Below are 21,840 nucleotides of genomic sequence, written 5' to 3'. Positions count from 1 at the left end.
TATTCCCGTTCGGTTCAGACGCAACGCCTGATGCCGTCAAGGAACCACTTACGGAACGCCTCTCCATCCACATCGATGGCAACTGAAGCGTTCGAGTCCTGATGCAGATATCCCTTCAGATCCACAACCGTGCACCCACTGGTCAGCTCGCCACACACCTCAACATCGACATATGTATCGGCGAAGGTGAACAGCTCGGGTGCCAGCAGGCAGGCCACCGCGCACGGATCATACATCTTCAACCCCGTGTTGAAGCTCCCGCCGCGATAACGCTTAAACAGGTCGTGAATCATCGTGCCGGTCTTGCCCATAGCCGGAAGCTGTACGCTATCCTCCGGATAGACCAGCGCTTTGAGACCGACGTCCAGGCCGGCCATGACAATCGGGACTCCCGCGTGGAAGACGATTTTCGCGGCTTCCGGATCGACACCGATGTTAAACTCCGACATCACGCCCTTGTTTCCACGTGAAGCGGAGCCGCCCATCATGACGATGCGATCGATGTTCGCCTTCACTTCGGGATAGGTCTTCAACAGCAAGGCAATATTGGTAAGCGGACCGATCGGGATGAGGGTAATCTTCTCTTCGCTGTCGAGAATGAGCTTGCGCATCGCGTCAACCGCATTAAGAGAAGAAAGCAGCGATTCGTTCGGCTCGGGGAACTCGAAACCTTCCATTCCCGTCTTGCCGTGAATCGCGCTGGCGTCCTCAAGCGGACGCAGCAACGGCTCCGAAGCGCCACGAGCCACAGGCACGTCGACCCTGAAGTAAGTGACCAAACGAAGCGCGTTCAACGTGGTGTAGTCGATGCCCACATTGCCCGCCACCGTGGTGATAAGCTTCACATCAAGCTCTTCGGAGAACAGTGCGAGCGCGATCGCAACAGCATCATCGATGCCGGGATCGGTGTCTATGATGACCGGAATTGGCTTCATTGCTCCTCTTTTCTACTTGTTGTGTTTTCATGGGTCACACATATCCGTGAACGAATTCACGAAGTCAGAGCGGCCTCGAGAAACGTGGACCTCATCGCCTCGCCGGACGCGGCCGCGGGGACGCCCGCCGGCGCGGGATCAACGAAGCGGACCATGCCGCTGCCCAGGTCGGCCGTCGGGCGGCGGGTGAACCCGTGCCGCTCGTAGAAGCCCTCCTTGCCGGGCGTCGACATCAGGCCGACGTACGCGTGCTCGCAGCAGTGGGCCCGCACGTAGCCGATCAGCTCGTCGAGGACCATCGAGCCGATGCCCAGGTGGCGGTACTCCGGCGCCACCACCAGGTCCTTGACGAAGAAGGCGATGCGGCCGTCGCCGACCAGCCGGCCGATGCCGGCCGGGACGTCGTCGACGGTCACGACGACGGAGAACAGCCCGCCGTCGAGGGCGGCCTGGACGTCCTCGCGACGGTAGCGATGGAACCCCGCGGTCTCGCGGATGCCCTCATAGATCTCCGCCGTGAGCGCGTTGCGCCGAACCGAAATACGCATTGCCGATGGAACCTCCGCATTGAGCGTCCGTTGGATGCTACAACGTTTTATCAACCAACAAACGTCATGCTACATCGTTTTATCGCGACTGTCAAAACCGCCGCGGACATGGCATGACTCGCACGGCGGACCACCAGCGCATCGGCAGACGACCATCACCGCTCCTCCCGGCACCGGCCCGCACGGACCGGACGCCAGATCAACGCTCCGACGCCGCGGCACGACCCTGTGCCACGGCGACCGCGCACGCGGACGCCCCGACCGGCCCGGCACGCCCTCGTACCCGGAGCCCGCGGACGGCGCCTCCGCACCCACGATGGTTCAGCATCATAACAGCTCCGCGACCGTGCCGTCGCGGCCGGCGCGTCCGATGAGGCCGCCCTCCCGCCGGCGGCGCGCCCGACGTAATCGCCCGCTCCCCCGACGCGGCCCCGCATCCACCGGCGCGGCCGCACGGTCGGCTACGGCGCACACACCGGCACCGGCCACGCCGCCCCCACCGGCGCCCGGCACGGCCGCAACCCATCGCCCACCGCCGATCGGCCGGCCGCGCCCGACGCGCCGCCCGCGTCAGCCCACCGGCGCGACGCACACCGACCCGCGCTGGACGAACACGGTCGGGATCCGTCGGTTCTCGGCACGGCGCTTGCGCTTGGCGTCGATGCGCGCCAGCAGCATCTCGACGCCCTGGCGGCCCATGTCCCCCACCTGCTGCGAGATGATCGCGATCTGCGGGGTCATCAGCTTGAAGGCGTCGATGTCGTCGAACGACACCACCGACACGTCGGTGCCGATGTCGATGCTGCGGTCGTGCAGCAGGCCGATCAGCGCGATGGCGTCCGGCGAGTAGGCGAACACGATCGCGGTGACGTCGGCGGCCAACAGCTCGACGAGCGCCTGCTTGCGCGAGGCGAAGGTGTTGTCGCAGGCCACGATGGTCGGCTCCTGGTCGAACAGGCCGGCGGCGATCTCGCGGAACGCGGTCTCGCGCTCGTTCACGCTGAACGAGCCCAGCGAGGGGTGCGCCACGTAGCCGATGCGCCGATGCCCGAGCTGATGCAGCGTGTCCAACGCCTCCTGCAGCCCCGTGTACGGGTCGGAGACCACGAACGGCACGCTGTCGACGCCCTGCACGCGCCGGTCCACGAACACCAGCGGCAGATCCTGGTCGACGAGCATGTCGATGCCCGGGGACTGCACCCCCTGCGGCACCACGATCGCCCCGTCGATGCGGTAGCCCAGCAGCGTGTTGATGAACGCGTCCTGGCGGTTCACGTCCTCGGCGGACGTGCCGATCAGCGTGCTGTACCCCTTCTCGTGCAGCATCTCCTCCACCGAGCACACCAGGTCGGCGAAGAACGGGTTGCGGATGTCCGGCACCAGCAGGCCGACGGTCTTCGAGCGGGACGAACGGATCGCCTGCGCGCGCGAGTCGGGGATGTAGCCCAGCTCGTCCACGGTGCGCTGCACCAGGTCGCGCGTCTCCTGGGAGAACCGCCCCTTGCCGTGCAGAATCTGCGAGACCGCGGTTATCGACACCCCCGCCTGACGTGCGACGTCCCGGATCGTTACGAAGCCCATGACACCCTCCCTGCGTTTGACACCATACCTTACAGCGGCCGGATGTCGCCGGTGTGAAACACGGCCGTTCCTGTGCGGCAACCACACACCGCCGGCCCGTGAGGCGCAACGACGACGGGCCCGGAGCGCGCGGACCACACCCCCGAACGCCGGCGTCCGTCGGGGACGCCGTCGGGGGCATGGCCCGTGCGCTCCGGGCCCGTCGGCTGCATGGGCCAGGCTGCCGGCATGCGCGCGGCATGCGCGGCCGCCCGGCCGCACGGCGCTACTCGAGTTCGATCGCGCCGGTGTAGAGCTGGTAGTACTCGCCCTTCTTCTCCAGCAGCTCCTCGTGGGTGCCGCGCTCGATGATGCGGCCGTGGTCGAGGACCATGATCACGTCGGAGTTGCGGATCGTGGACAGGCGGTGCGCGATGACGAACACCGTGCGCCCCTTCATCAGGTTGTCCATGCCGGCCTGGACGACCGACTCGGTGCGGGTGTCGATCGACGAGGTGGCCTCGTCGAGGATCAGGCACGGCGGGTCGGCCACGGCGGCGCGCGCGATCGAGATCAGCTGGCGCTGGCCCTGCGACAGGCCGGAGCCGTCACCCTTGAGCACGGTGTCGTAACCCTGCGGCAGCATGCGGATGAAGCTGTCGGCGTTCACGAGCTTCGCCGCCTCGATGCACTGCTCGGGCGTGGCCTCCGGGTTGCCGTAGCGGATGTTGTCCATCACGGTGCCGGTGAACAGGTTCACGTCCTGCAGCACGATGCCCAGCGAGCGGCGCAGGTCCTGCTTGCGGATGCTCTTGACGTTGATGCCGTCGTACAGGATCTGGCCTTCCTGGATGTCGTAGAAGCGGTTGATCAGGTTGGTCACCGTCGTCTTGCCGGCGCCGGTCGCGCCGACGAGGGCGACCTTCTGGCCCGGCTCGGCGAACCAGGTGATGTCGTGCAGCACCGGCTTGTCCGGGTCGTAGCCGAAGGTCACGTTGGTGAAGCGCACGTCGCCGCGCAGCAGCGTCAGGCGCCCGTCCTCCGAGGTGACCGCCTGGCTGCGGGCGTCCGCGGCGATCTCGGCGGCGCGGCCCTTGAGGGTCTTCGCGTACTCGAGGGTGCGGGTGCCGTCGTCGCTGGCCTCGCGCTTCCAGGCCCAGTGGCCGGTCGGCCGGGGCCATTCGGTCATCGTGCGGCCGTCGGAGGAGAGCTGCACGTTGACCAGGCGCACGGTGCCGCGGTCGGTCTCGACCGGCTCGTCCATCAGCTGGAAGATTCGGCCGGCGCCGGCGAGCGCCATCATCACCATGTTCAGCTGCATCGAGACCTGGCCGAGCGGATTGATGAACGAACGCGACAGCGTCAGCAGCGAGATCAGCGCGCCGAGCGACAGCGCGCCCGAGCCGGACAGGCCGAAGTTGCCGAAGCCCGCGAGCGCCCAGGCGCCGCCGACCACGGCGAGCAGGATGTACAGCAGGTAGCCCATGTTGTTGACCACCGGCATCGTGACGTTGCCGTAGATGTTGGCCTGCGAGCTGGCGTGGAACAGCTCCTCGTTCTTGCGCCGGAAGGTCTCGGCCGTGGCCGGCTCGTGGTTGAAGACCTTGATGACCTTCTGGCCGTTCACCGCCTCCTCGACGAAGGCGTTGACGTCGCCGAGGGCCTCCTGCTGCCTGACGAAGTAGCGGCCCGAACGGCCGACGAGGACGCGCACGACGACGAACAGCACGACCGTGAACGCGAGCACGAACACCGTGACCGGCACCGACAGCCACAGCATCGAGACCAGCGCGGCGAGCGCGGAGATCGCGGACTGGAACATCTGCGGGAACGACTGGCTGATCGCCTGGCGCAGCGTGTCGGTGTCGTTGGTGTAGCGGCTCATGATGTCGCCGTGCTCATGGGTGTCGAAGTACTTGATCGGCAGCAGCTGCTGGTGGGCGAACATCTCGTCGCGGATCTTCTTGAGCACGCCCTGCTCGATGTTGACGAGCAGCCACTGACTCAGCCAGGCGCAGAACGTGCCGACCGCGTACAGGCAGGCCATCAGCGTCAGCACGTGGACCAGCGGCGCCCAGTCGGGGTCGTCGAGGCCGACCAGCGGCAGGATGTAGTCGTCGATCAGCGACTGCAGGAACAGCGACGAGCCGGCCTGGGCGGCGGCCGACACGAGAATGCAGATCACGACGACCGCGACCTGGAACTTGAACTTGAAGATGTAGCCGAACAGGCGCTTGATGGTGCCCGACGCCGCCTTGGTGCGCCTGAGCAGCGAGCCCTGGCCGCTGGCTTTGCCCTCAGCCATCCCTTGCATGTCCTTTCTGGTTTCGTTCGTCTCGGTGGGGTTCACGGCGGTCTGCGTCATCACTCCTCACCTACCTTGTTCTGGGTCTGGGACTCGTAGATCTCGCGGTACTCGTCGCAAGTCTCGAGCAGCTGCTCGTGCGTGCCCTTGGCGATGATGCGGCCGGCGTCCATCACGAGGATGAGGTCGGACTCCTCCACCGAGGCGACGCGCTGGGCGATGATGATCTTGGTGGTGTCCGGGATCTCGTGGTGGAACGCCTCGCGGATCAGCTTGTCGGTCTTGGTGTCCACGGCGCTGGTGGAGTCGTCCAGGATCAGGATCTTCGGCTTCTTCAGCAGCGCGCGGGCGATGCACAGGCGCTGGCGCTGGCCGCCGGAGACGTTGGTGCCGCCCTGCTCGATGTACGTGTCGTACTTCTTCGGGAACTCCTGGATGAAGCCGTCGGCCTGCGCGAGCCGGCAGGCGTGGCGGATCTCCTCGTCGGTGGCGTCCGGGTTGCCCCAGCGCAGGTTCTCGGCGATCGTGCCGGAGAACAGGATGTTCTTCTGCAGCACCATGGCCACCTGGTCGCGCAGCGTCACCAGGTCGTAGTCGCGCACGTCGACGCCGCCGACCTTCAGCGACCCCTCGGAGACGTCGTACAGGCGCGGGATCAGCTGCACGAGGCTGGACTTGGCCGAGCCGGTGCCGCCGACGACGCCGACGGTCATGCCGGACGCGATCCTCAGGTCGATGTCGTCGAGCACGGGCCGCTCGGAGCTGTCGGAGTAGCGGAAGGTGACGTGGTCGAACTCGATCGAGCCGTCCTTGACCTCCATCACCGGGTTCTCGTGGTCGCGCACGGTGCTGATCTCGTTGAGCACCTGGCAGATGCGCTCGGCCGAGGCGCGCGAGATGATGACCATGACGAAGATCATCGAGATCATCATCATGCTCATGAGGATCTGCAGCGCGTAGGTGACCAGCGCGGTCATGTCGCCGGTGGTCAGGCCGAGCGCCGGGTCGTTGCCCGAGGCGACGATCTGGCGGGCGCCCACCCAGGCGATGACGATCATCGCCGCATAGATGCACAGGTTCATCGCCGGCGAGTTGAAGCTCAGGATCTTCTCGGCGCGGACGAAGTTGTTGTAGATCAGCTCGGAGATGGAGCCGAACTTGCGGTCCTCGTGCTCCTCGCGGTTGAAGGACTTGACCACGCGCACGCCCTGCAGGTTCTCGTCCACGACGTTGTTGAGCTCGTCGTAGGTGTGGAACACGCGCTCGAAGATCGGATGCACGTAGGCGGCCAGGGCGAAGAGCACCACGCCGAGGATCGGGATGATCACGAGGAACACCAGCGAGATCTGCGGGCTGATGCGGAACGAGAAGATCCACGAGACGATCATCATGATGGGGGCGCGCACGGCGGTGCGGATCACCATCATGTAGGCGTTCTGCAGATTGGTCACGTCGGTGGTGAGCCTGGTGATGATCGAGCCGGTGGAGAAGCGGTCGATGTTCGTGAAGCTGAAGCCCTGGACCTTGTCGAACAGGTCATGGCGCAGGTTCTTCGCAAAGCCGGCGGCGCCGATGGCCGCGTACTTTCCGGCCAGGAATCCGCAGATCAGCGAGACGACCGCGCACAGCAGCAGGATCAGGCCGAACTTGAGGATGGCCGGCATGCTGCCGCCGGTGATGCCCTCATCGATCAGCGTGGCCATCACGGTGGGGATGGCGATCTCGAGGATGCCCTCGACCGCGACGAACAACGGCGCGAGCACGCTCGGCTTCTTGTATTCCCGCAGGCTGCGGAACAGCGTCCGCAGAATATGCTTCGGACGTTCCTGCGCCTGGTCCACGGCCGGCTGCGCCGTCGTCTGGACGTCGGCGCTTGCAGTGGTGGATGTCATTGCGTTTCCGTTCCTTCCTCTGTAGTGGTGTTGGTTGACGTTCGTTCGGCGCCGTCCCCATACGGCACGTCACCGTTTTGCGATGCGCCGGGCGGATGCGGCCACGGCCGCTCCCCCGTCCTCGCGCAGTCCCAGCCGACCTTGCCGGTGGCGGCGAGGTTGTTTTTCATGCGGCCGAGCACGTCGAGCAGTCGCCGCACGTCCTCGGCGTCCAATCCGTCGAGCAGCACCTGTTCCATGCTCGAGGCGTTGTCCCGCAGCGTCTGGGAGATCGCCCTGGCCTTGTCCGTCAGCACGATCTTGCGCAGACGCGCGTCATAATCGACCGACCGGCGTTCGATGAGCCCCTTCTTCTCCATGAGGCTCAGCACGCGCGAGGCCGTCGAGCGGGTGATCGAGAACCGCTGCTCGATGTCGTACTGGAAGATGTCCCGTCCCTCGTGCCGTTCGAGGTACACGATGATGTGCGTGTTGCCCCCCGTGGCGATGCGCGCCTCCTCCGGCATGGTGGCCGCGAGGTATCGGTTGATCATGTTGTGCAGCGAGCGGATCTCGATGCTGGGGCGCGTGCGTTCGAGCACGGCGGCCATATCGGGCTCGGCCCACTGTCTGATGGATTCCATCGGCGGCGCCCCACCCCCTTTCCCCGGTCCATGCCCGGCTCTCCGTGTCTTGCGGGAAGCCAGCATATTATGCGGCATATACAACTGTTGCATATACAACATTTCGGCGTGTCGCGCGGAAACCGCGGAATTCCAAGGCCGCCCAGGCCATGCCGCCCGCGCCGGACCTCACGCCGTGGGCGAACATCCACCGGAACGCCACCGGGAGGGACCACCCCGCCCCTCGGACGGTCCGGCTCACAGGTTCGGCGGCGCGGAACCCGTGAACCGGAACGCACGGAACAGCACGCCACCCGCACATCGGCATCGGCGGAATTCCGCGGTTCGGTACGGAAAACGCACATGCGCCCGGTTCACAGGTTCCGCAGCACGGAACTTGTGAACCGGGCGCATGGCATCAGGCGGCCCGCCCGCCCCTTCGGGACCGGGGCCGGACGGCCCGGCCTCAGGCCACGGCGAACGTGGCCCGCCTGAGGTCCTCGCGGCGGCTCGAGTGGCCGATCAGCAGCTCGAACTCGCCGGGCTCGACGATGCGGCGCGCCTGATCGTCGACGATCGTGCAGTCGGCGACCGGGATGTCGAACGTGACGGTCGCGCTCCGCCCCGGCTCGAGCTCGATGCGGCGGAACGCCTTGAGCTCGCGGTCGGTCCAGCTGTAGGAGGTCACGATGTCGCCGACGTAGGCCTGGACGACCTCGACGCCCCTGCGCCCGCCCGTGTTGGTCACCGTGACCGAGGCGTGGATGGTGTCGTCGGTCGAGAACGGCGTGTCCGCGCCGTCGATCGCGACCTCGCCGTACGAGAAGGTCGTGTACGACAGGCCCTCGCCGAACGCGAACGCCGGGTCCTGCGTCAGGTCGGCGTAGCGGTTGCCGTGCTGGCCGCGGATCTGGTTGTAGTAGACCGGCAGCTGGCCCGCGTGGCGCGGGAACGTGATCGGCAGGCGCCCGCTGGGCTCGGTGAGCCCCAGCACGATCTCGGCGATCGCGCGGCCGCCCTTCATGCCCGGGCTGGGCGCCCACAGCAGCGCGGAGACGCCGTCGGCGGCCGACTCGTCGACGATGACGCCGTTGGCGCCGATCACCGAGGCGGGCAGCACCTGCGGCTTGGAGCTCATCAGCACGACGACCAGCGGCTTGCCGGTTTCGCGCGCGACCCGGGCGAGCGCGTCGAGCAGCGCGTTCTGCCCGCCGAGCAGCTCCAGCGTGGCCGTCGAGCAGGTCTCGCCGATCGTCTGGATGACGTCGCCGACCACGGCGACGACCAGGTCGGAGCGCCGGGCGTTCTCCACGGCCTCGTCCAGCAGGGCCTCGTCCACGGCGGCCGACACGCCGATCTTCGGGCGCGGCTGGCCGTCCGGGTAGGTCTCGCCCTCCGGATCAGGCACGAGGTCGACGATGTCGGCGCCCTTCGAGTACGCGACCTCCCAGTCGCCGGGCACGAGCGCACGGAAGCCGTCGAGCACGGTCTCGATCATCTCGCGCGGCTGGCCGTCCGGCATCCAGTTGACCTGGCCGGAGCTGCCGGCCCAGTCGCCCAGCTGCGTCTGCGCGTCGTCGGCCAGGGGCCCGACGACGGCGATGCGCTTGGGGCCGCCGACCTTCGCGGGCTCGTACGGCAGGGCGCCGTCGTTCCTCAGCAGCGCCACCGCCTCGCGGGCGATGTCGAGGTTGAGCCGCTGGTGCTCCTCGGAGCCGACGACGGCCTTGATGCGCTCGGGATCGGGCAGGCGCGGGTCCTCGAACAGGCCGAGACGGAACTTCAGCGCGAGGATGCGCGCGACGGCCGAGTCGATCAGCGATTCGTCGAGCAGGCCGGTGCGCACGGCCTCGATGGCGCCCTCGTAGAACTGCGGCGTGGTCATGACCAGGTCGTTGCCGGCCTTGACCGCGTCGGCGGCGGCGTGCACGTAGTCGGGCTTGACGCGCTGCTCCCACACCGAGCGGCCGACGTTGTCCCAGTCGGTGATCAGCGTGCCCTGGTAGTCCCATTCGCCGCGCAGCTTGTCGGTGAGCAGCCAGTGGTTGAACGTGACCGGCACGCCCTCGATCGACTCGTAGCCGAGCATGAACGTGCCGCAGCCCTCCTTGGCGACGCGCTCGAACGGGGGCAGGAACCAGGATTCGAGCTTGCGGTGCGACAGGTCGGCCTCGGAGGCGTCGCGACCGCCCTGGGTCTCGGAATAGCCGGCGAAGTGCTTGGCGCAGGCCAGGATCGCATCCTTGGCCAGCGGCTCGCCGGCCTTGGCGCCGCCCTGGTAGCCGCGCACGATGGCCGAGGCCATCTCGCCGATCAGGTACGGGTCCTCGCCGAAGGTCTCGCCGACGCGGCCCCAGCGGGTGTCGCGCGCGATGCACAGCACCGGGGAGAACGTCCAGTGCACGCCGGTGGCCGAGACCTCCTCGGCGGTGGCGCGGCCGGCGGCCTCGACCTTGTCCGGGTCCCAGGTCACGGCCATACCCAGCTGCTCGGGGTAGATCGTGGCGCCCGGCCAGAACGAGTAGCCGTGGATGCAGTCGTCGCCGATGACCAGCGGGATGCCCAGGCGGGTCTTGGTGTTCACGGTCTCGACGGCCCGGGGCAGGTCCTCGGGGCTGGTGTGCAGGATCGAGCCGACGTGCCTGTCGACGATGAGCTCGTCGAGGTTGCCCATGCGGGCGTCGAGCTGCATCATCTGGCCGACCTTCTCCTCCAGGGTCATGCGGCCGAGCAGGTCCGCGATGCGCTCCTGGACGGGCAGGTCGGGGTTCTTGTACGGCATGGTTGCGTCGTTGACGGCCATTGGCGTTCGCCTTTCTTCATTGAATGCGTCCGGCAGCTTAACTACCGTTTGGTAATTAACACTATAGCACCGGCGGGGACGCCGCGCCATACGGTGTCGCGCCGCGCTAGACTGCCAGATATGACGACCACACCGACAGCCCCGCGCCCCCGCACCCGCAAGTCCCCCGAGCGGCGGCGCCGCGAGATCCTCGACGCCGCCGTACGGCTGATCAGCGAGCGCGGCTTCAACGGCATCGCCGTCCAGGACGTGGCCGACGAGGTCGGCATCTCCAAGCAGGGCCTGCTGCGCTACGTCGGCAGCAAGGACCGCATGCTTTCGATGGTCTACGAGGAGTACTACAACGCCTCCGGCACCCCGGAGGAGTTCTTCGCCTCGGGCCTGCCGGGCTCCGCCCCCGACGCCCCGCACTTCCCGGCCTATCTGCGGTTCCTGGTGCGGCACAACGCGCAGCGGCGGATGCTGGTCCAGCTCTTCTCGGTGCTGATGGCCGAGACGCTCAACCCCGAGCACCCGCTGCACGACGAGTTCGAGGCGCGCATCGCGACGATCTGGGACGGCTACGCACGCCACCCGTGGAGCATCCCGCCGCGCCTGCGCCCCTGGGACGAGCATATGCGCCCCTACGTGCGCAAGGCCATGGAGGCGATGGACGGCATCCAGTTCCGCTGGCTGCGCAACCCGCCGATCGATCTGGTCGACGAGTGGGTGGGGTTCGAGCAAATGATCTTCCCCTCCCCCGAGTGGGACGACTACCGCTGAGCGCGGACTCCGACGCGCCCGCGGCCCCGCGCGCCGCCGGACCACGCACGATACGACGGCGGGGCGGGCCCGGCGCCGGCCGGACCCGCCCCGCAGGTCATCGTCCGCGGATCGCCCGCGGCCCCGACCCCGTCACTCGACGGGCGCGGACTCGTCGGCCTCGTACTCGAAGAAGTCGAAGTCGGCGGTCTTGGAGTGCAGCGCGGCGTCGGTCACCGCGATGCCGACCATCGTGCCGGTGAACTCGCCGAACTTGCAGTACTCGTCCGAGAACGTGGTCGTGTCGAACTCCGGGCCGATCGCGCTCCAGTGCTCGCCGTCGTAGCCCCACTCGAACCACGAGCGGCGGCCGCGGATGTTCAGGCGCATGTAGATCGCGCGGTCCTCGACCGCGGTGCGCGTGTCGAGCATCTCGGTCTTCTCGCCGTTCTCCAGCCGCACGATCGAGATGGCCGGCCCGCCGAGCGTCTCCGACCAGTACTCGCGCAGGAAGGCGTTGTTCATGTTGTCGTAGTACAGCACAAGGCCGGCGCTGTGCTGGTAGACCTCGGGGCTGAACTCCATCTTCGTGGTCACGGTGGCCTGCACGCTGGTGAGCTTGCGGGCCAGCAGGCTCGTGCGGTTCAGCGAGGCGAGCGACTCCTGGCCGCGCAGCCGCACCCAGCCCGGGCGCGCGGTCACGTCGGCGAACGAGGTCGGCATGATGCGCGGCGCGTAGTACCAGTTGCCCAGCTCGGGGGCGTCGAAGTCGTCGCGCGCGGGGATCCGCGGCATCGGCACGTCCGGCAGGTCGGGCTCCTCGACCTCCGGCTTGGCCAGGTTCGAGCCGTCGGCCATGCGCAGCCAGCCGTCCTCGGTCCAGGTCATCTTCTGGATCGCGGTCTCGCGGCCGAGCGTGCAGCGCAGCTCGGGCACGAACGGGCGCGCGGTCAGGTGCACCAGATAGGTCTCGCCGTTCGGCAGGTCGACGTAGCTGCCGTGGCCCGACTTCTGCAGCACCGAGTCGGGGTTGAAGTACTTGGGCTTGAGATGGTCCGGGTCGGCGCGCTCGTTGGACTCCCGCGGCTGGGAGGTGACGATCGCCCCGAGAGGGTCGGGCTCGTAGGGCCCCCAGACGTTGCGCGAGCGGCCCATCGTGACGGCGTGGTTGTACCCGGTGCCGCCCTCGGCGCACATGATGTAGTACCAGCCGTCGCGCTTGGTCAGGTGCGGGGCCTCGATGCAGCCGCGGTCGGTGGCGCCGCGCCAGATGCGCTTCGGGTAGCCGACGACGTGCTTGGCGACCGGGTCGTACTCGACGCAGCAGATGACGCCGGGCTTCTCGTAGCCCTCGCGGGTCTCCCACTCGAGCGAGACCACGTACTTCCTGCCGTCGTCGTCATGCAGGATGGAGGCGTCGAAGCCCGAGGAGGTCAGGTACACCGGCTCGCTCCACGGCCCGGTGATGTCCTTGGCGGTGATCAGGAAGTTGTCCACGTCGAAGTAGCGGGCGTTCATCGAGTTCATGACGCCGTACACCACGTAGAACATGTCCTCTTCCTCGCAGTAGGTCAGGCAGGGGGCCCAGATGCCCTTGGCGGAGGGCAGCTTGGCGAGGTTCGGGTTGGTGTCGTCGGTGAGCACGTGGGTGAGCAGCTCCCAGTGCTTCATGTCCTTGGAATGGTAGATCGGGATGCCGGGGAACCACTCGAAGGTGGAGACGGCGACGTAGTAGTCGTCGCCCTTGCGGCAGATGGCCGGATCGGGGTTGAACCCCTTGAAGATCGGATTGTGCAGCATTGCGTTGTCCTTAGCGTGAGTCATGTGCGGTTGCGTGCGGGCCGGCCCGCCGCCGAGGCGGGCGCGGGCGGAGGGGTCCGGCCGGACGCACGGCGGCGCGCCCGGTCGGAACAGTCGGGATGGTCGGCGGCGGTCAGCGGTGGCCGACCGGATACCAGTCCTGGGCGATGCAGCGGCCCAGGTCCCAGGCGTCCCAGCCGATCCAGCCGGGGGTGTTCACCGTGTCGGTGAGCAGCTTGTAGTTCCAGTAGTAGTGGCCGTGGCCCTTGCTCCAGGCCTCGAGCTGCGACTTCGCCACGCCCTGGTACAGGTCGCGCTTCTCCTGCGGGCTCAGCGTCTCGGCCGCCGCGCCCTCCTCGCCGTTGAGCACGGACTGGCCGCCATGGGTGTCCACGCCGCAGCCGACCGAGTTGAACAGGCACCACTCGCCCACGATCACCGGGAAGCGCCGGCTCATCTCCTCGATCATCGGCGCGTAGGTGCCCTTGACGAAGCCGTCGTAGCCCTCGACGGTCTGCGGGCAGCCCACGATCTCGGCCATCATCAGGTACTGGTGGGTGTCGAAGATGACGTTGACGAAGCCCTTGGCGTCGTCGAGGAAGTCCTTCCAGCGGTACAGGTCGAAGCCGTCGTGGAACACCACGGCCTTGCTTTGGGGCAGGCCGCCCTGCTCGCGCAGGCGGTGGTAGGCGGCGACGTAGAAGTCCTCGAGCCAGTCGAAGGCGATCGGGCCGGTGCCCTCGGCCAGCTCCGGGTCGACGGCCTTGTAGCGTTCGGTCACGTTCATGTTGTCCCACGAGGCGGTGGTGTTCGGTTCGTTGATGACCTCGATGCCCAGCAGCGCGTCGCGCCGGCCGTAGCGCCGCGCCAGGCGCTCGAGCACGGTGAGCACGAACTCGACCTCGTCGGGCAGCTGCGCCCACTTGCACACGCCGGAGATGCCGCCGTTGTCGAAGCCGTTCTGGCTCATCGGCGCGGTGTGCAGGTCGATCAGGATGCTCAGGCCGTACTTGTCGGCCCAGTTGAAGGCCTTGTCCAGCTCCTCGACGCAGCCGATGAACGGCGGACGGTCGCCGAAGACGAAGTACGGCACCGGGATGCGCACCGAGTTCAGCCCCCACGATCTGATCGTCGCGAAGTCGCGCTCGGTGATGTATTCGGCGCGGTGGGTCCTGATGCGGGCCTCATAGACCGCCGGGTCGAGCTGGGTCGGCAGATAGTACTCGTCCTCGGCGGTGGTGCCGTCGAACAGGGCGGGGTTCATCCACTTCTCCAGCACCAGCCAGTTGCCCAGGTTGACGCCGTTGATGTATGTCGTGTCCATTGGTTGCTCCATCCATGTCTGCACTGACTATCGAACACTGGTGATTTCCGTATCTACCGCATACTTGATATTGCTGCGCGCCCTCGGGTGCGCAAACCGCGAGGCGACCCATTCCGCAACGACATGCGCCGCCCGCACCGCCGGTTCGCCCCATCTGCAGGGCGTCCCGGCGACTTGTTTATCTAATATGTGGTAGATAACTACATTATCCACCCCGATCCCCTATTTGTCAAATCAATAAACCAATGTGTCGCGGGGCATCGTCGACGCCTGCGGGCTTCAGTAGGCACCCGCCGCGCCCCACGGCGCGCAATACGACGAAGGCGGCCGGCGGAAACGTTGGAATGCCAACGCCTCCGCCGGCCGCCTCGCAGCCTGCGGTGCCTACGGAACGCGGCATGCGCCTACCACGGACCGATATGGCGGGCCGATGCGGCTCAGCCGGCGATCACGACCACGTTCCACGGGCCGACCGCGACCGCGTCGCCCTCGGCGATCGCGGTGCCGGCGGCGGGTCCGACGGCCGGATCGTCGACCGCGGTGCCCTCGGTGACCACGCGCCGGCCGCCGACGACGACCTCGCCGGCCACAGGGCTCAAGACCTCGACCGGTTCGGCCGAGTAGTTGAGCAGGTAGGTCACGGTCTCGCCGGCCTCGTTCACGCCCTGGCGCACGGTGAGCGCGCCGGCCAGCGCGCGTCCGGCGCCGGTGACGCCGGCACGGTCGGCGGCCTCGGACATCACGGCGCGCATCGCGTCCGGCGGCAGCACGGCGGCGATCCACTCGCCCCAGCCCCCGCCGAAGGCGTTGCGGGTCACCGCCGCATAGTCCTTCCACGCGTAGTGCGTGTAGAAGGCGAGCGTCTCGGCGCCCTCGGCCGGCCTGATCAGCTCGATCAGCGCGGCGGCCTCGGCGTCGGGGGTGCCCTCGAGCGCGCCGCAGAACGCGACGCCGACGTGCTTCGGGCGGGTGAACTGGTTGTAGCTCATGCCGAACACGTCGGTCAGGCCGTGCGGCGCCGCGTCGTGCCAGACCTTGACGTCGTCGTCGGCGACGAAGGAGCGCAGCGTGGCGACCAGGTGGCCGCCGGCCTCGACGTAGGCGTGCAGGTTGTCGATGGTCTCCTGCGGCGTGCAGTACAGCGCCGGGGCCACGACCATCGCGTAGCCGGCCAGCTTCTCGGCCGGCGCGTCGGTCGGCACGAAGTCGCATTCGATGTTCAGCTCGAACAGCGCGTCGTACACGGCGCGGACCACGTCGTTGTACTTGAGCGTGCCGCCGAACGGGAAGCCCGCCTCGATGAGGAACCAGTCGAGCGCGGACAGCGACTCGTTGGAGACCATGATGGCGACCTGGTTGCGCTTCCTCAGGTGCTTCAAGCGCCCGCCGACCTTCGGGTCGGCGATCTCGCGGCCGAACACGCCGGCCTCGCGGTAGGTCGGGTTCTCGGCGTAGTCGTGGCCGAGCAGGCCCTTCCAGTAGGTCTCGTAGGAGTTGTGGATCGAGCTCCAGTGCCAGTACATCACGCCGTCGGCGCCGCCGGCGAGGTGCGAGTACGCCTGCAGGCGCAGCTGGCCGGGGAACGGCAGCCAGCCGTGCTGGCCCTGCGCCTCGGTCTCGAGCACGATGTAGTTCGCGCCGTCCTTGATCGAACGGGACATGTCGCCGCCGAACGCGATCTCCTTGCCGGTCAGGTCGTCCTCGGTCGGGTGGTAGATGTCCACGCCGGCGATGTCCATGGCCTTCGCGGCCTTGAAGTGGTCGACGGCCGGCTGCACGCCGTAGGAGTAGCCGCGCCACTCGAAGTCGAAGTTCTGCGTGACGAACTGGTCGTCGCGCGCGTACTCGCGCACGATCGAGGCCTGCCACGCCAGGAAGTCGGTGACGGTCTGGCGGCGGAAGCGGTCGAACGCGCCGCGCAGCGACTGGTTGATCGACGCGGTGACGTCCGGGAAGTCCTCCCAGGCGTTGATCCGGTTCGACCAGTAGTCCAGGCCGAACGCCTCGTTCATCGCGTCGAGGTCGTCGTGGAAGCGCTCGCGCAGGTGCTTGACGAACAGCAGCTGCATGTCCGGGGAGACCGAATCGTAGTACTTGGTCTCGTTGTCGACCTGGTAGCCGATGACGGCCGGGTGGCCGGCGACGTGGGAGATCAGCTTGCGGATGATGCGCTCGGCGTAGAAGCGGTACGCCGGGCTGACGATGTTCATGATCTGGCGCGCGCCGTACTTGCCCGGGCCGGCCGGGGTGTCGGCCAGCACCTCGGGGTGCATCCGGACCATCCAGGTCGGCACCGCGTAGGTCGGCGTGCCGACGATCACCTTGATGCCGGCCTTGTGCGCGGCGTCGAGCGCACGGTCGACGTGGCTGAAGTCGAACACGCCCGGCTGCGGCTCCTCGGTGCTCCACGTCGATTCGGCGATGCGGATCACGTTGACGCCGGCGGCCTTCATCATCGCCATGTCCTCGTCGACGCGGTCGAGGACGCGCGGGACGTACTCGTCGTAGTAGGCGGCTCCGAACAGGATGTCGTCCACGGTGTTCTTGCCCATAGGTTCTTGCTCCTTGGTTGTCGCATGGGGCGCGGGCCCCTGGGTTGCGCCGCCGCGGCGCGCCCGGGGTCGGGCGCCGCGGCGGCCGGTCGCGTCCGTCAGTCGAGGACGAACGTGTTGAAGGAACGCGGCGCGAGCGTGACCTTGATGCCACGGCCGGCGTCGTCCGGATCGGCGAAGGTGAACGGCATCTCGTACTCGAGGGCGTTCTGCGCGACGACCACCACGGTGCCGTCCGGGTTGCGGAAGGCGATGGCCATCGAGTTGAAGTGGCCGGCGGTGCCGAGCACGCGGGCGCCCGGACGCACGTACTTCGAGAAGTGGCGCATCACGTACCACTCCGGGTTGCGGCGCACCTCGTGGGTGTCCGCGGTGATGGTGTACAGCGAGTTCTGCCACCAGCCCCAGGTCGAGTCCTGGTCGTCCAGGATCATGTTCCAGTACGTGTAGGCGGTCGCGCCGTTGCGGAAGTAGTGGTTGATCAGATGGAAGACGTACTCGGCGTACTCCCAGCTGTTCCGGCCGTCGCCGCACTCGGACTCGGACTGGATCAGCTCGATCTCCGGCCACGACTCGTGGGTGCGGGCGATGCAGTTCTGGCCGGCCCACTGGTAGGAGATGCCCTTGATGTACTTGCGGCACTCGTCGTCGAACAGGATGTTGTCGACGTAGCGGTTGTAGTTGTCCAGCGCCATGCCGTAGCCGCCGCCGGTCCACTTCATGTCCTCCGGGCCGTTGAGCGTGCCCAGCCAGATGTCGGTGTCCAGGCCGGCCTTCTCGAAGGCGGGGCCGAGGTAGTCGCGGATGAAGACCTTGAGCGCGTCGGAGGTCCACAGCGCGCTCGGGAACTTCTGGTCGGCGAACACCTCGTTCTGCACGTGCAGCTGCGTGACCCTGATGCCGTGCTCGGCGTAGGCCTGCACGTACTTGACCAGGTAGTCGGCGTAGGCGGTCAGGTTCTCCGGGGTCTGGATCAGACGGCCGTAGTTGTAGGCCTTCGGGCGCTTCATCCAGGTCGGGGGGCTCCACGGGCTGGAGAACAGCTGCATGTCCGGCTGCCACTCCTGGGCGCGGTGGATGTACGGGATCAGGGTCTTCTCGTCGCGCGCGACGCTGAAGTGCTCGAGCGCGTAGTCGCCGTCGACCTCGTCGTAGCTGTACCAGTCGGAGGCGAAGTCGTTGGCGCCGATCGGGGCGCGGTTGAACGTGAAGTTCATCTCGTCGGGGCTGAACAGCTCCTTGATGATCTGGTCGCGCTCCCGCTCGGTGACGGTCTGCAGCGGCAGCCAGCCGAGTTCGTTGAAGCAGCCACCGAAGCCGCGTAGCGCCTGGTAGGCGTTGCCGTCAAGCTGCAGGTCGGCGGAGGTGGTGGCGCCGGTGTGCTCGGGGGTCTTCTCGACGAGCCTGGCGTCCTGGGTGGTCTCGATCCATTTCGTCATTGAAATCTCTTTTCCTGGTCGGTCCGGGGGAAGGCGATGCTCCCCCCTGGGACCCAGCATAGGTCGTGATGCGCGTGAACCCGCCGGCGGTGCGCGGCGGGTTCACGCGGATGGGCGATGGCGGCGCGGGCCCGCCGGGCCGCGCCGCCGTGCCGCGGGGCACGTCGTCACTTGACGTTCTTGATGAGCATGATGAACACGCAGCCGAACAGCGCGAAGCAGATCGCGATCGGGAACGCGAACACATAGCCCAGGGACAGGACCACGGAGCTCATGATGACCGGGCCGAGCATCTGGCCCAGCGTGGTGGCCAGGTTCAGGATGCCCAGGTCCTTGCCGGCCTCCTCCTTGTTCGGCAGGACGTCGACGAGCAGGGCCTGGTCGACCGAGCTGTACACGCCGTAGCCCAGGCCGGCGATCGCGGCGTACAGGAACATGCCCATGCTCGAGGGCATGATCCACGGCATCGCGATGCCGATGGCGAAGCACACCGAGGCGACCACGACCGGGACCTTGCGCCGGCCGATCAGGTCGGAGAACGGGCCGGCGACCACGGAGCCGACCAGCGAGACGACCATCGTGATCGTGGACATGATCGAGATCGTGACCGCGGACTCCTCGACGGACTGGCCGACGTAGTTCTGCACGATGTACAGCTGGTACGCGGTGATCATCTGGTAGCTCAGCAGCATGCACACGCGGCCGGCGAACGCCTTGTAGAAGTCATGGGCGGTCGAGAAGCGCGGGGGCTTGAAGGAGACGAGCACGTCCTTGATGCCGCCCTGGGCCTTGGGCAGGTAGTCGGCGGGCTCCTCCTTCGGGAAGATCAGCACCGCGACGACGCCGCCGAGGAACATGAACACGCCGGCCACGGCGAAGCCCGGCAGCATGTTGGTGATGAAGACCGCGCCCAGCATCACGCCGATCGGGGAGCCCACGGTCGTGCCGGCGCCGTAGAAGGCGGACATCGTGCCGCGGATGCCGGAGGGGATGCGGTCGGACAGGATCGCGACCAGCGGGGCGATCATGCAGTTCAGGCCGAACATGCACAGGCAGTACCAGAAGGTCAGCAGGACCGGGTTCGTGGTCGTGCCGGTCAGGAACAGGGTCACGCCGCCCAGGACCGCGCCGAACACGATCCACGGGGTGCGCCGGCCGAAGCGGGAGCGCGAGCGGTCGGAGAAGTTGCCGAACATCAGGTTCGAGACCAGCGAGGCGACCGCGGTCCACGCGTTCACGATGCCCAGCAGCGCCTCGGGCTCGATGCCCTCGATCGACTGGTAGTGCTGCGGCAGCAGCACCGAGGCGACGACCTGCAGGCCGATCGCCCACAGGAAGCCGAACACGAAGAAGCCTGCGCCGAAGCGGGTCATCGTGATCTTCGAGATCGGGCGCCCGGTCTCCGGCGACAGCGTCGGGTCCTTGTCCGCGGCGGCGATCGCCGCATCATGCGCGGCCAGACGCTCCTGCTTGCTCAGGGTAGCAGTCTCATTCATTGTGACTTCTTTCCTCTGTCTACGTTGACTTGTCACCCAACGACCGGTGTCAACGTCGCTATCTACCGTTCATTAGGCAGTAACACTATATAGCCACTTTGTTTGAAGGTCAAATTAACAATACTATTGTTGATATATCAGGCGTGTTGCTGATTTATGCAAGCGCTTAAGAAGCGTTAGTTTATAAAGTTTCACGACACTCTCCATCCCCCGTTGGACGACGTTATCGCATCAGGGTTCGATAACGATGCGAGCGCTATCAGCATGCGTTGCGACCCACCCGCGCATCCCCGCGGAACCGCCCCGACCCGCGGCGCGCCCGGGCCGGCGCGTCGCCACGGGATGCGGAAGCCCGCCCCGACCGTCATGCGCGTCGAGGCACGCACCCGAAACCAGGCCCAAGCCACCGTCACGGGACACGAAAGTTCGGCCGGACCACCGTACACGTCGCGGGACACGAAAGTTCGGCCGGGCCACCGTACACGTCGCGGCACACGCCCAGGCTCGGCAACGCCACAGGACATGAAGTCCAGCAAGACCTTCGCACACGTCGCGGCGCGCCCGGAACCGGGCCCGGGTTCACACCCGAATCCGAATCCAGGCCCGGCCCCAAGTCCAAGTCCAGATCCACGCCCGGTCCGGCACCGAGTCCAAGCCCGCGTCCGGGCCCAGGTCGGGATTCAAGTCCGGCACCGGCCCCGAAGCCCCGGCCGCGCCGGCGCCGTCAGCGATACCCGTCCCACTGCGGCGAGGGGAACAGCACGCGCTCGGCCCTCGCCCACAGCTCGACCATCGTCTCGTCGGGGTTCGTCAGGGCCTGGACCTGCACGCCGTCCATCGCGAAATAGGCGGTGACCACCAGGTCGTGCAGCCGCTCCTGGTCGCGGTAGGCCTCGGGCAGGTTCCAATGCTGCGCGGTCATGTTGGCCAGCACGACGTGGTGGCGGTCCCGGTAGAACGCATGGGCGGGGTGGTGCGGATCGGCCGCCTCGACGGCCAGCCGCATGAACAGCGTGACCAGCTCCGGGCGCTCGGCGTTGCGCTCGACCATCCGGCGCAGCACCCACGGCAGGCTCAGCGGCGCGTCGTCCGGCAGGCCGCGTTCGGCGCGGTACTCGCCGGCGAGCGCGTCGTACGAGGGCATCGTGCGGTCGTAGTTGCGCTCGACGACCAGCGCCAGCAGCTCGTCGCGGTCCTTGACGTAGTGGTACAGCCCCGGCAGCGTCAGCCCCACCGCGTCGGCGATCGCCTGCATCGACACGCCGTAGGAGCCGTACCGGGCGATGAGCCCGGCCGCCTGCGTGGCGATCTGCTCGCGACGCTGCTCGGGCGTCATGCGCACGCGGCGATTGATCGGCCGGAAACCGGATCCCCCATCCTGCACCATGGTTGCCACACCCTCCTCCGGGACGCTCGGAGCCCCTCGGCCCAAGCCTAGCAGCGCCCGGGCCCCGCCGGCCCGGTTCACGGTTCGCGGCGCCGCGATCCCGTGAACCGACGGCGTGTTCGATTGGCGCGGGCATCCGCGGAACGACGCCAAACACGACTGTGCGCCACTGTGCGATTCCGTGCGTTCCGGTTCACAGGATCCAGCGAGCCGCAACCGTGAACCGCACCCGGGCCGACAGGCGCCCGGCGCGCGACACACCATCACTATTTTATATTTACTAGATATAAAATAACAGCGTTGTCGCCGTCCTCAGGGACGCGACACGCCCCATCCCGTCCCGCACGCCCGACGAAGGGCCGCCGGACGCACGACGGCGACGCCGGCCAGCCGACGCGCCGCCCCACCGGCCCAGCCGAGAACCGGCGGCCCGCGTCACGTGCGGGCGGCCGCACA

General features: G+C 67.4%; 14 protein-coding genes. 1 reads left to right on the top strand and 13 read right to left on the bottom strand.

The window, feature by feature from the left end:
- Positions 1 to 14: 14 nt before the first annotated feature.
- The 7 genes from rihC to KIH73_RS06830 all read right to left on the bottom strand — a co-directional run bounded on the left by rihC (position 15) and on the right by KIH73_RS06830 (position 10,645).
- On the bottom strand, positions 15 to 935 hold the full coding sequence (gene rihC / locus KIH73_RS06860) for a ribonucleoside hydrolase RihC (RefSeq protein WP_219081894.1): 921 nt from the start codon (positions 933 to 935) through the stop codon (positions 15 to 17).
- 56 nt (positions 936 to 991) lie between these two features.
- The gene (locus KIH73_RS06855) at positions 992 to 1,483 is read right to left on the bottom strand and encodes a GNAT family N-acetyltransferase (protein ID WP_219081892.1); all 492 of its coding nucleotides are present in this window, start codon (positions 1,481 to 1,483) and stop codon (positions 992 to 994) included.
- Between the two features lie 570 nt (positions 1,484 to 2,053).
- A complete protein-coding gene (locus tag KIH73_RS06850) occupies positions 2,054 to 3,064 on the bottom strand; it encodes a LacI family DNA-binding transcriptional regulator (RefSeq protein ID WP_219081890.1) in 1,011 nt (336 codons plus the stop codon).
- A gap of 265 nt (positions 3,065 to 3,329) precedes the next feature.
- Positions 3,330 to 5,348, bottom strand: a complete 2,019-nt coding sequence (locus KIH73_RS06845; RefSeq protein WP_219081888.1) for an ABC transporter ATP-binding protein — start codon at positions 5,346 to 5,348, stop codon at positions 3,330 to 3,332.
- 59 nt (positions 5,349 to 5,407) lie between these two features.
- A complete protein-coding gene (locus KIH73_RS06840) occupies positions 5,408 to 7,240 on the bottom strand; it encodes an ABC transporter ATP-binding protein (RefSeq protein WP_219081886.1) in 1,833 nt (610 codons plus the stop codon).
- Positions 7,237 to 7,863, bottom strand: a complete 627-nt coding sequence (locus tag KIH73_RS06835) for a MarR family winged helix-turn-helix transcriptional regulator (protein WP_219081884.1) — start codon at positions 7,861 to 7,863, stop codon at positions 7,237 to 7,239. The genes KIH73_RS06840 and KIH73_RS06835 overlap by 4 nt, the downstream gene beginning before the upstream one ends.
- Positions 7,864 to 8,308: 445 nt before the next feature.
- The gene (locus KIH73_RS06830; protein ID WP_219081882.1) at positions 8,309 to 10,645 is read right to left on the bottom strand and encodes a glycoside hydrolase family 3 N-terminal domain-containing protein; all 2,337 of its coding nucleotides are present in this window, start codon (positions 10,643 to 10,645) and stop codon (positions 8,309 to 8,311) included.
- A gap of 120 nt (positions 10,646 to 10,765) precedes the next feature.
- Here KIH73_RS06830 and KIH73_RS06825 point away from each other — a divergent pair, with 120 nt between their 5' ends.
- Positions 10,766 to 11,407 carry a TetR/AcrR family transcriptional regulator gene (locus tag KIH73_RS06825; protein ID WP_219081880.1) on the top strand — a complete coding sequence of 214 codons (642 nt, stop codon included), beginning with the start codon at positions 10,766 to 10,768 and terminating at the stop codon, positions 11,405 to 11,407.
- Between the two features lie 132 nt (positions 11,408 to 11,539).
- Here the strand turns inward: KIH73_RS06825 and KIH73_RS06820 are convergent, their stop codons facing one another.
- The 6 genes from KIH73_RS06820 to KIH73_RS06795 all read right to left on the bottom strand — a co-directional run bounded on the left by KIH73_RS06820 (position 11,540) and on the right by KIH73_RS06795 (position 21,384).
- Positions 11,540 to 13,186, bottom strand: a complete 1,647-nt coding sequence (locus tag KIH73_RS06820; protein ID WP_219081878.1) for a glycoside hydrolase family 43 protein — start codon at positions 13,184 to 13,186, stop codon at positions 11,540 to 11,542.
- A gap of 133 nt (positions 13,187 to 13,319) precedes the next feature.
- Positions 13,320 to 14,510 carry a glycoside hydrolase family 5 protein gene (locus tag KIH73_RS06815; RefSeq protein WP_219081876.1) on the bottom strand — a complete coding sequence of 397 codons (1,191 nt, stop codon included), beginning with the start codon at positions 14,508 to 14,510 and terminating at the stop codon, positions 13,320 to 13,322.
- Positions 14,511 to 14,947: 437 nt separating this feature from the next.
- Positions 14,948 to 17,062: a beta-galactosidase gene (locus tag KIH73_RS06810; RefSeq protein ID WP_219081874.1), complete on the bottom strand. Its 2,115-nt coding sequence runs from the start codon at positions 17,060 to 17,062 to the stop codon at positions 14,948 to 14,950.
- 98 nt (positions 17,063 to 17,160) lie between these two features.
- The gene (locus KIH73_RS06805) at positions 17,161 to 18,501 is read right to left on the bottom strand and encodes a glycoside hydrolase family 30 protein (protein ID WP_219081872.1); all 1,341 of its coding nucleotides are present in this window, start codon (positions 18,499 to 18,501) and stop codon (positions 17,161 to 17,163) included.
- 167 nt (positions 18,502 to 18,668) lie between these two features.
- Entirely contained in the window at positions 18,669 to 19,997 is a 1,329-nt protein-coding gene (locus tag KIH73_RS06800) for an MFS transporter (protein WP_219081870.1), read from the bottom strand.
- A 724-nt stretch (positions 19,998 to 20,721) separates the two neighbouring features.
- Positions 20,722 to 21,384 carry a TetR/AcrR family transcriptional regulator gene (locus tag KIH73_RS06795; RefSeq protein WP_219081935.1) on the bottom strand — a complete coding sequence of 221 codons (663 nt, stop codon included), beginning with the start codon at positions 21,382 to 21,384 and terminating at the stop codon, positions 20,722 to 20,724.
- Between the last annotated feature and the right edge of the window lie 456 nt (positions 21,385 to 21,840).

Source organism: Bifidobacterium phasiani (assembly GCF_019331775.1).
In the GTDB taxonomy this organism is placed as follows: Bacteria; Actinomycetota; Actinomycetes; order Actinomycetales; family Bifidobacteriaceae; genus Bifidobacterium; species Bifidobacterium phasiani.
This window is presented reverse-complemented; position numbering and strand designations above follow the sequence as displayed.

Coding starts and splice junctions, on each gene's coding strand:
- KIH73_RS06805 (WP_219081872.1), bottom strand. CDS start 18,501: ATGACGAAATGGATCGAGACCACCCAGGACGCCAGGCTCGTCGAGAAG.
- KIH73_RS06795 (WP_219081935.1), bottom strand. CDS start 21,384: ATGGTGCAGGATGGGGGATCCGGTTTCCGGCCGATCAATCGCCGCGTG.
- KIH73_RS06820 (WP_219081878.1), bottom strand. CDS start 13,186: ATGCTGCACAATCCGATCTTCAAGGGGTTCAACCCCGATCCGGCCATC.
- KIH73_RS06850 (WP_219081890.1), bottom strand. CDS start 3,064: ATGGGCTTCGTAACGATCCGGGACGTCGCACGTCAGGCGGGGGTGTCG.
- rihC (WP_219081894.1), bottom strand. CDS start 935: ATGAAGCCAATTCCGGTCATCATAGACACCGATCCCGGCATCGATGAT.
- KIH73_RS06835 (WP_219081884.1), bottom strand. CDS start 7,863: ATGGAATCCATCAGACAGTGGGCCGAGCCCGATATGGCCGCCGTGCTC.
- KIH73_RS06800 (WP_219081870.1), bottom strand. CDS start 19,997: ATGAATGAGACTGCTACCCTGAGCAAGCAGGAGCGTCTGGCCGCGCAT.
- KIH73_RS06840 (WP_219081886.1), bottom strand. CDS start 7,240: ATGACATCCACCACTGCAAGCGCCGACGTCCAGACGACGGCGCAGCCG.
- KIH73_RS06815 (WP_219081876.1), bottom strand. CDS start 14,510: ATGGACACGACATACATCAACGGCGTCAACCTGGGCAACTGGCTGGTG.
- KIH73_RS06845 (WP_219081888.1), bottom strand. CDS start 5,348: ATGGCTGAGGGCAAAGCCAGCGGCCAGGGCTCGCTGCTCAGGCGCACC.
- KIH73_RS06830 (WP_219081882.1), bottom strand. CDS start 10,645: ATGGCCGTCAACGACGCAACCATGCCGTACAAGAACCCCGACCTGCCC.
- KIH73_RS06855 (WP_219081892.1), bottom strand. CDS start 1,483: ATGCGTATTTCGGTTCGGCGCAACGCGCTCACGGCGGAGATCTATGAG.
- KIH73_RS06825 (WP_219081880.1), top strand. CDS start 10,766: ATGACGACCACACCGACAGCCCCGCGCCCCCGCACCCGCAAGTCCCCC.
- KIH73_RS06810 (WP_219081874.1), bottom strand. CDS start 17,062: ATGGGCAAGAACACCGTGGACGACATCCTGTTCGGAGCCGCCTACTAC.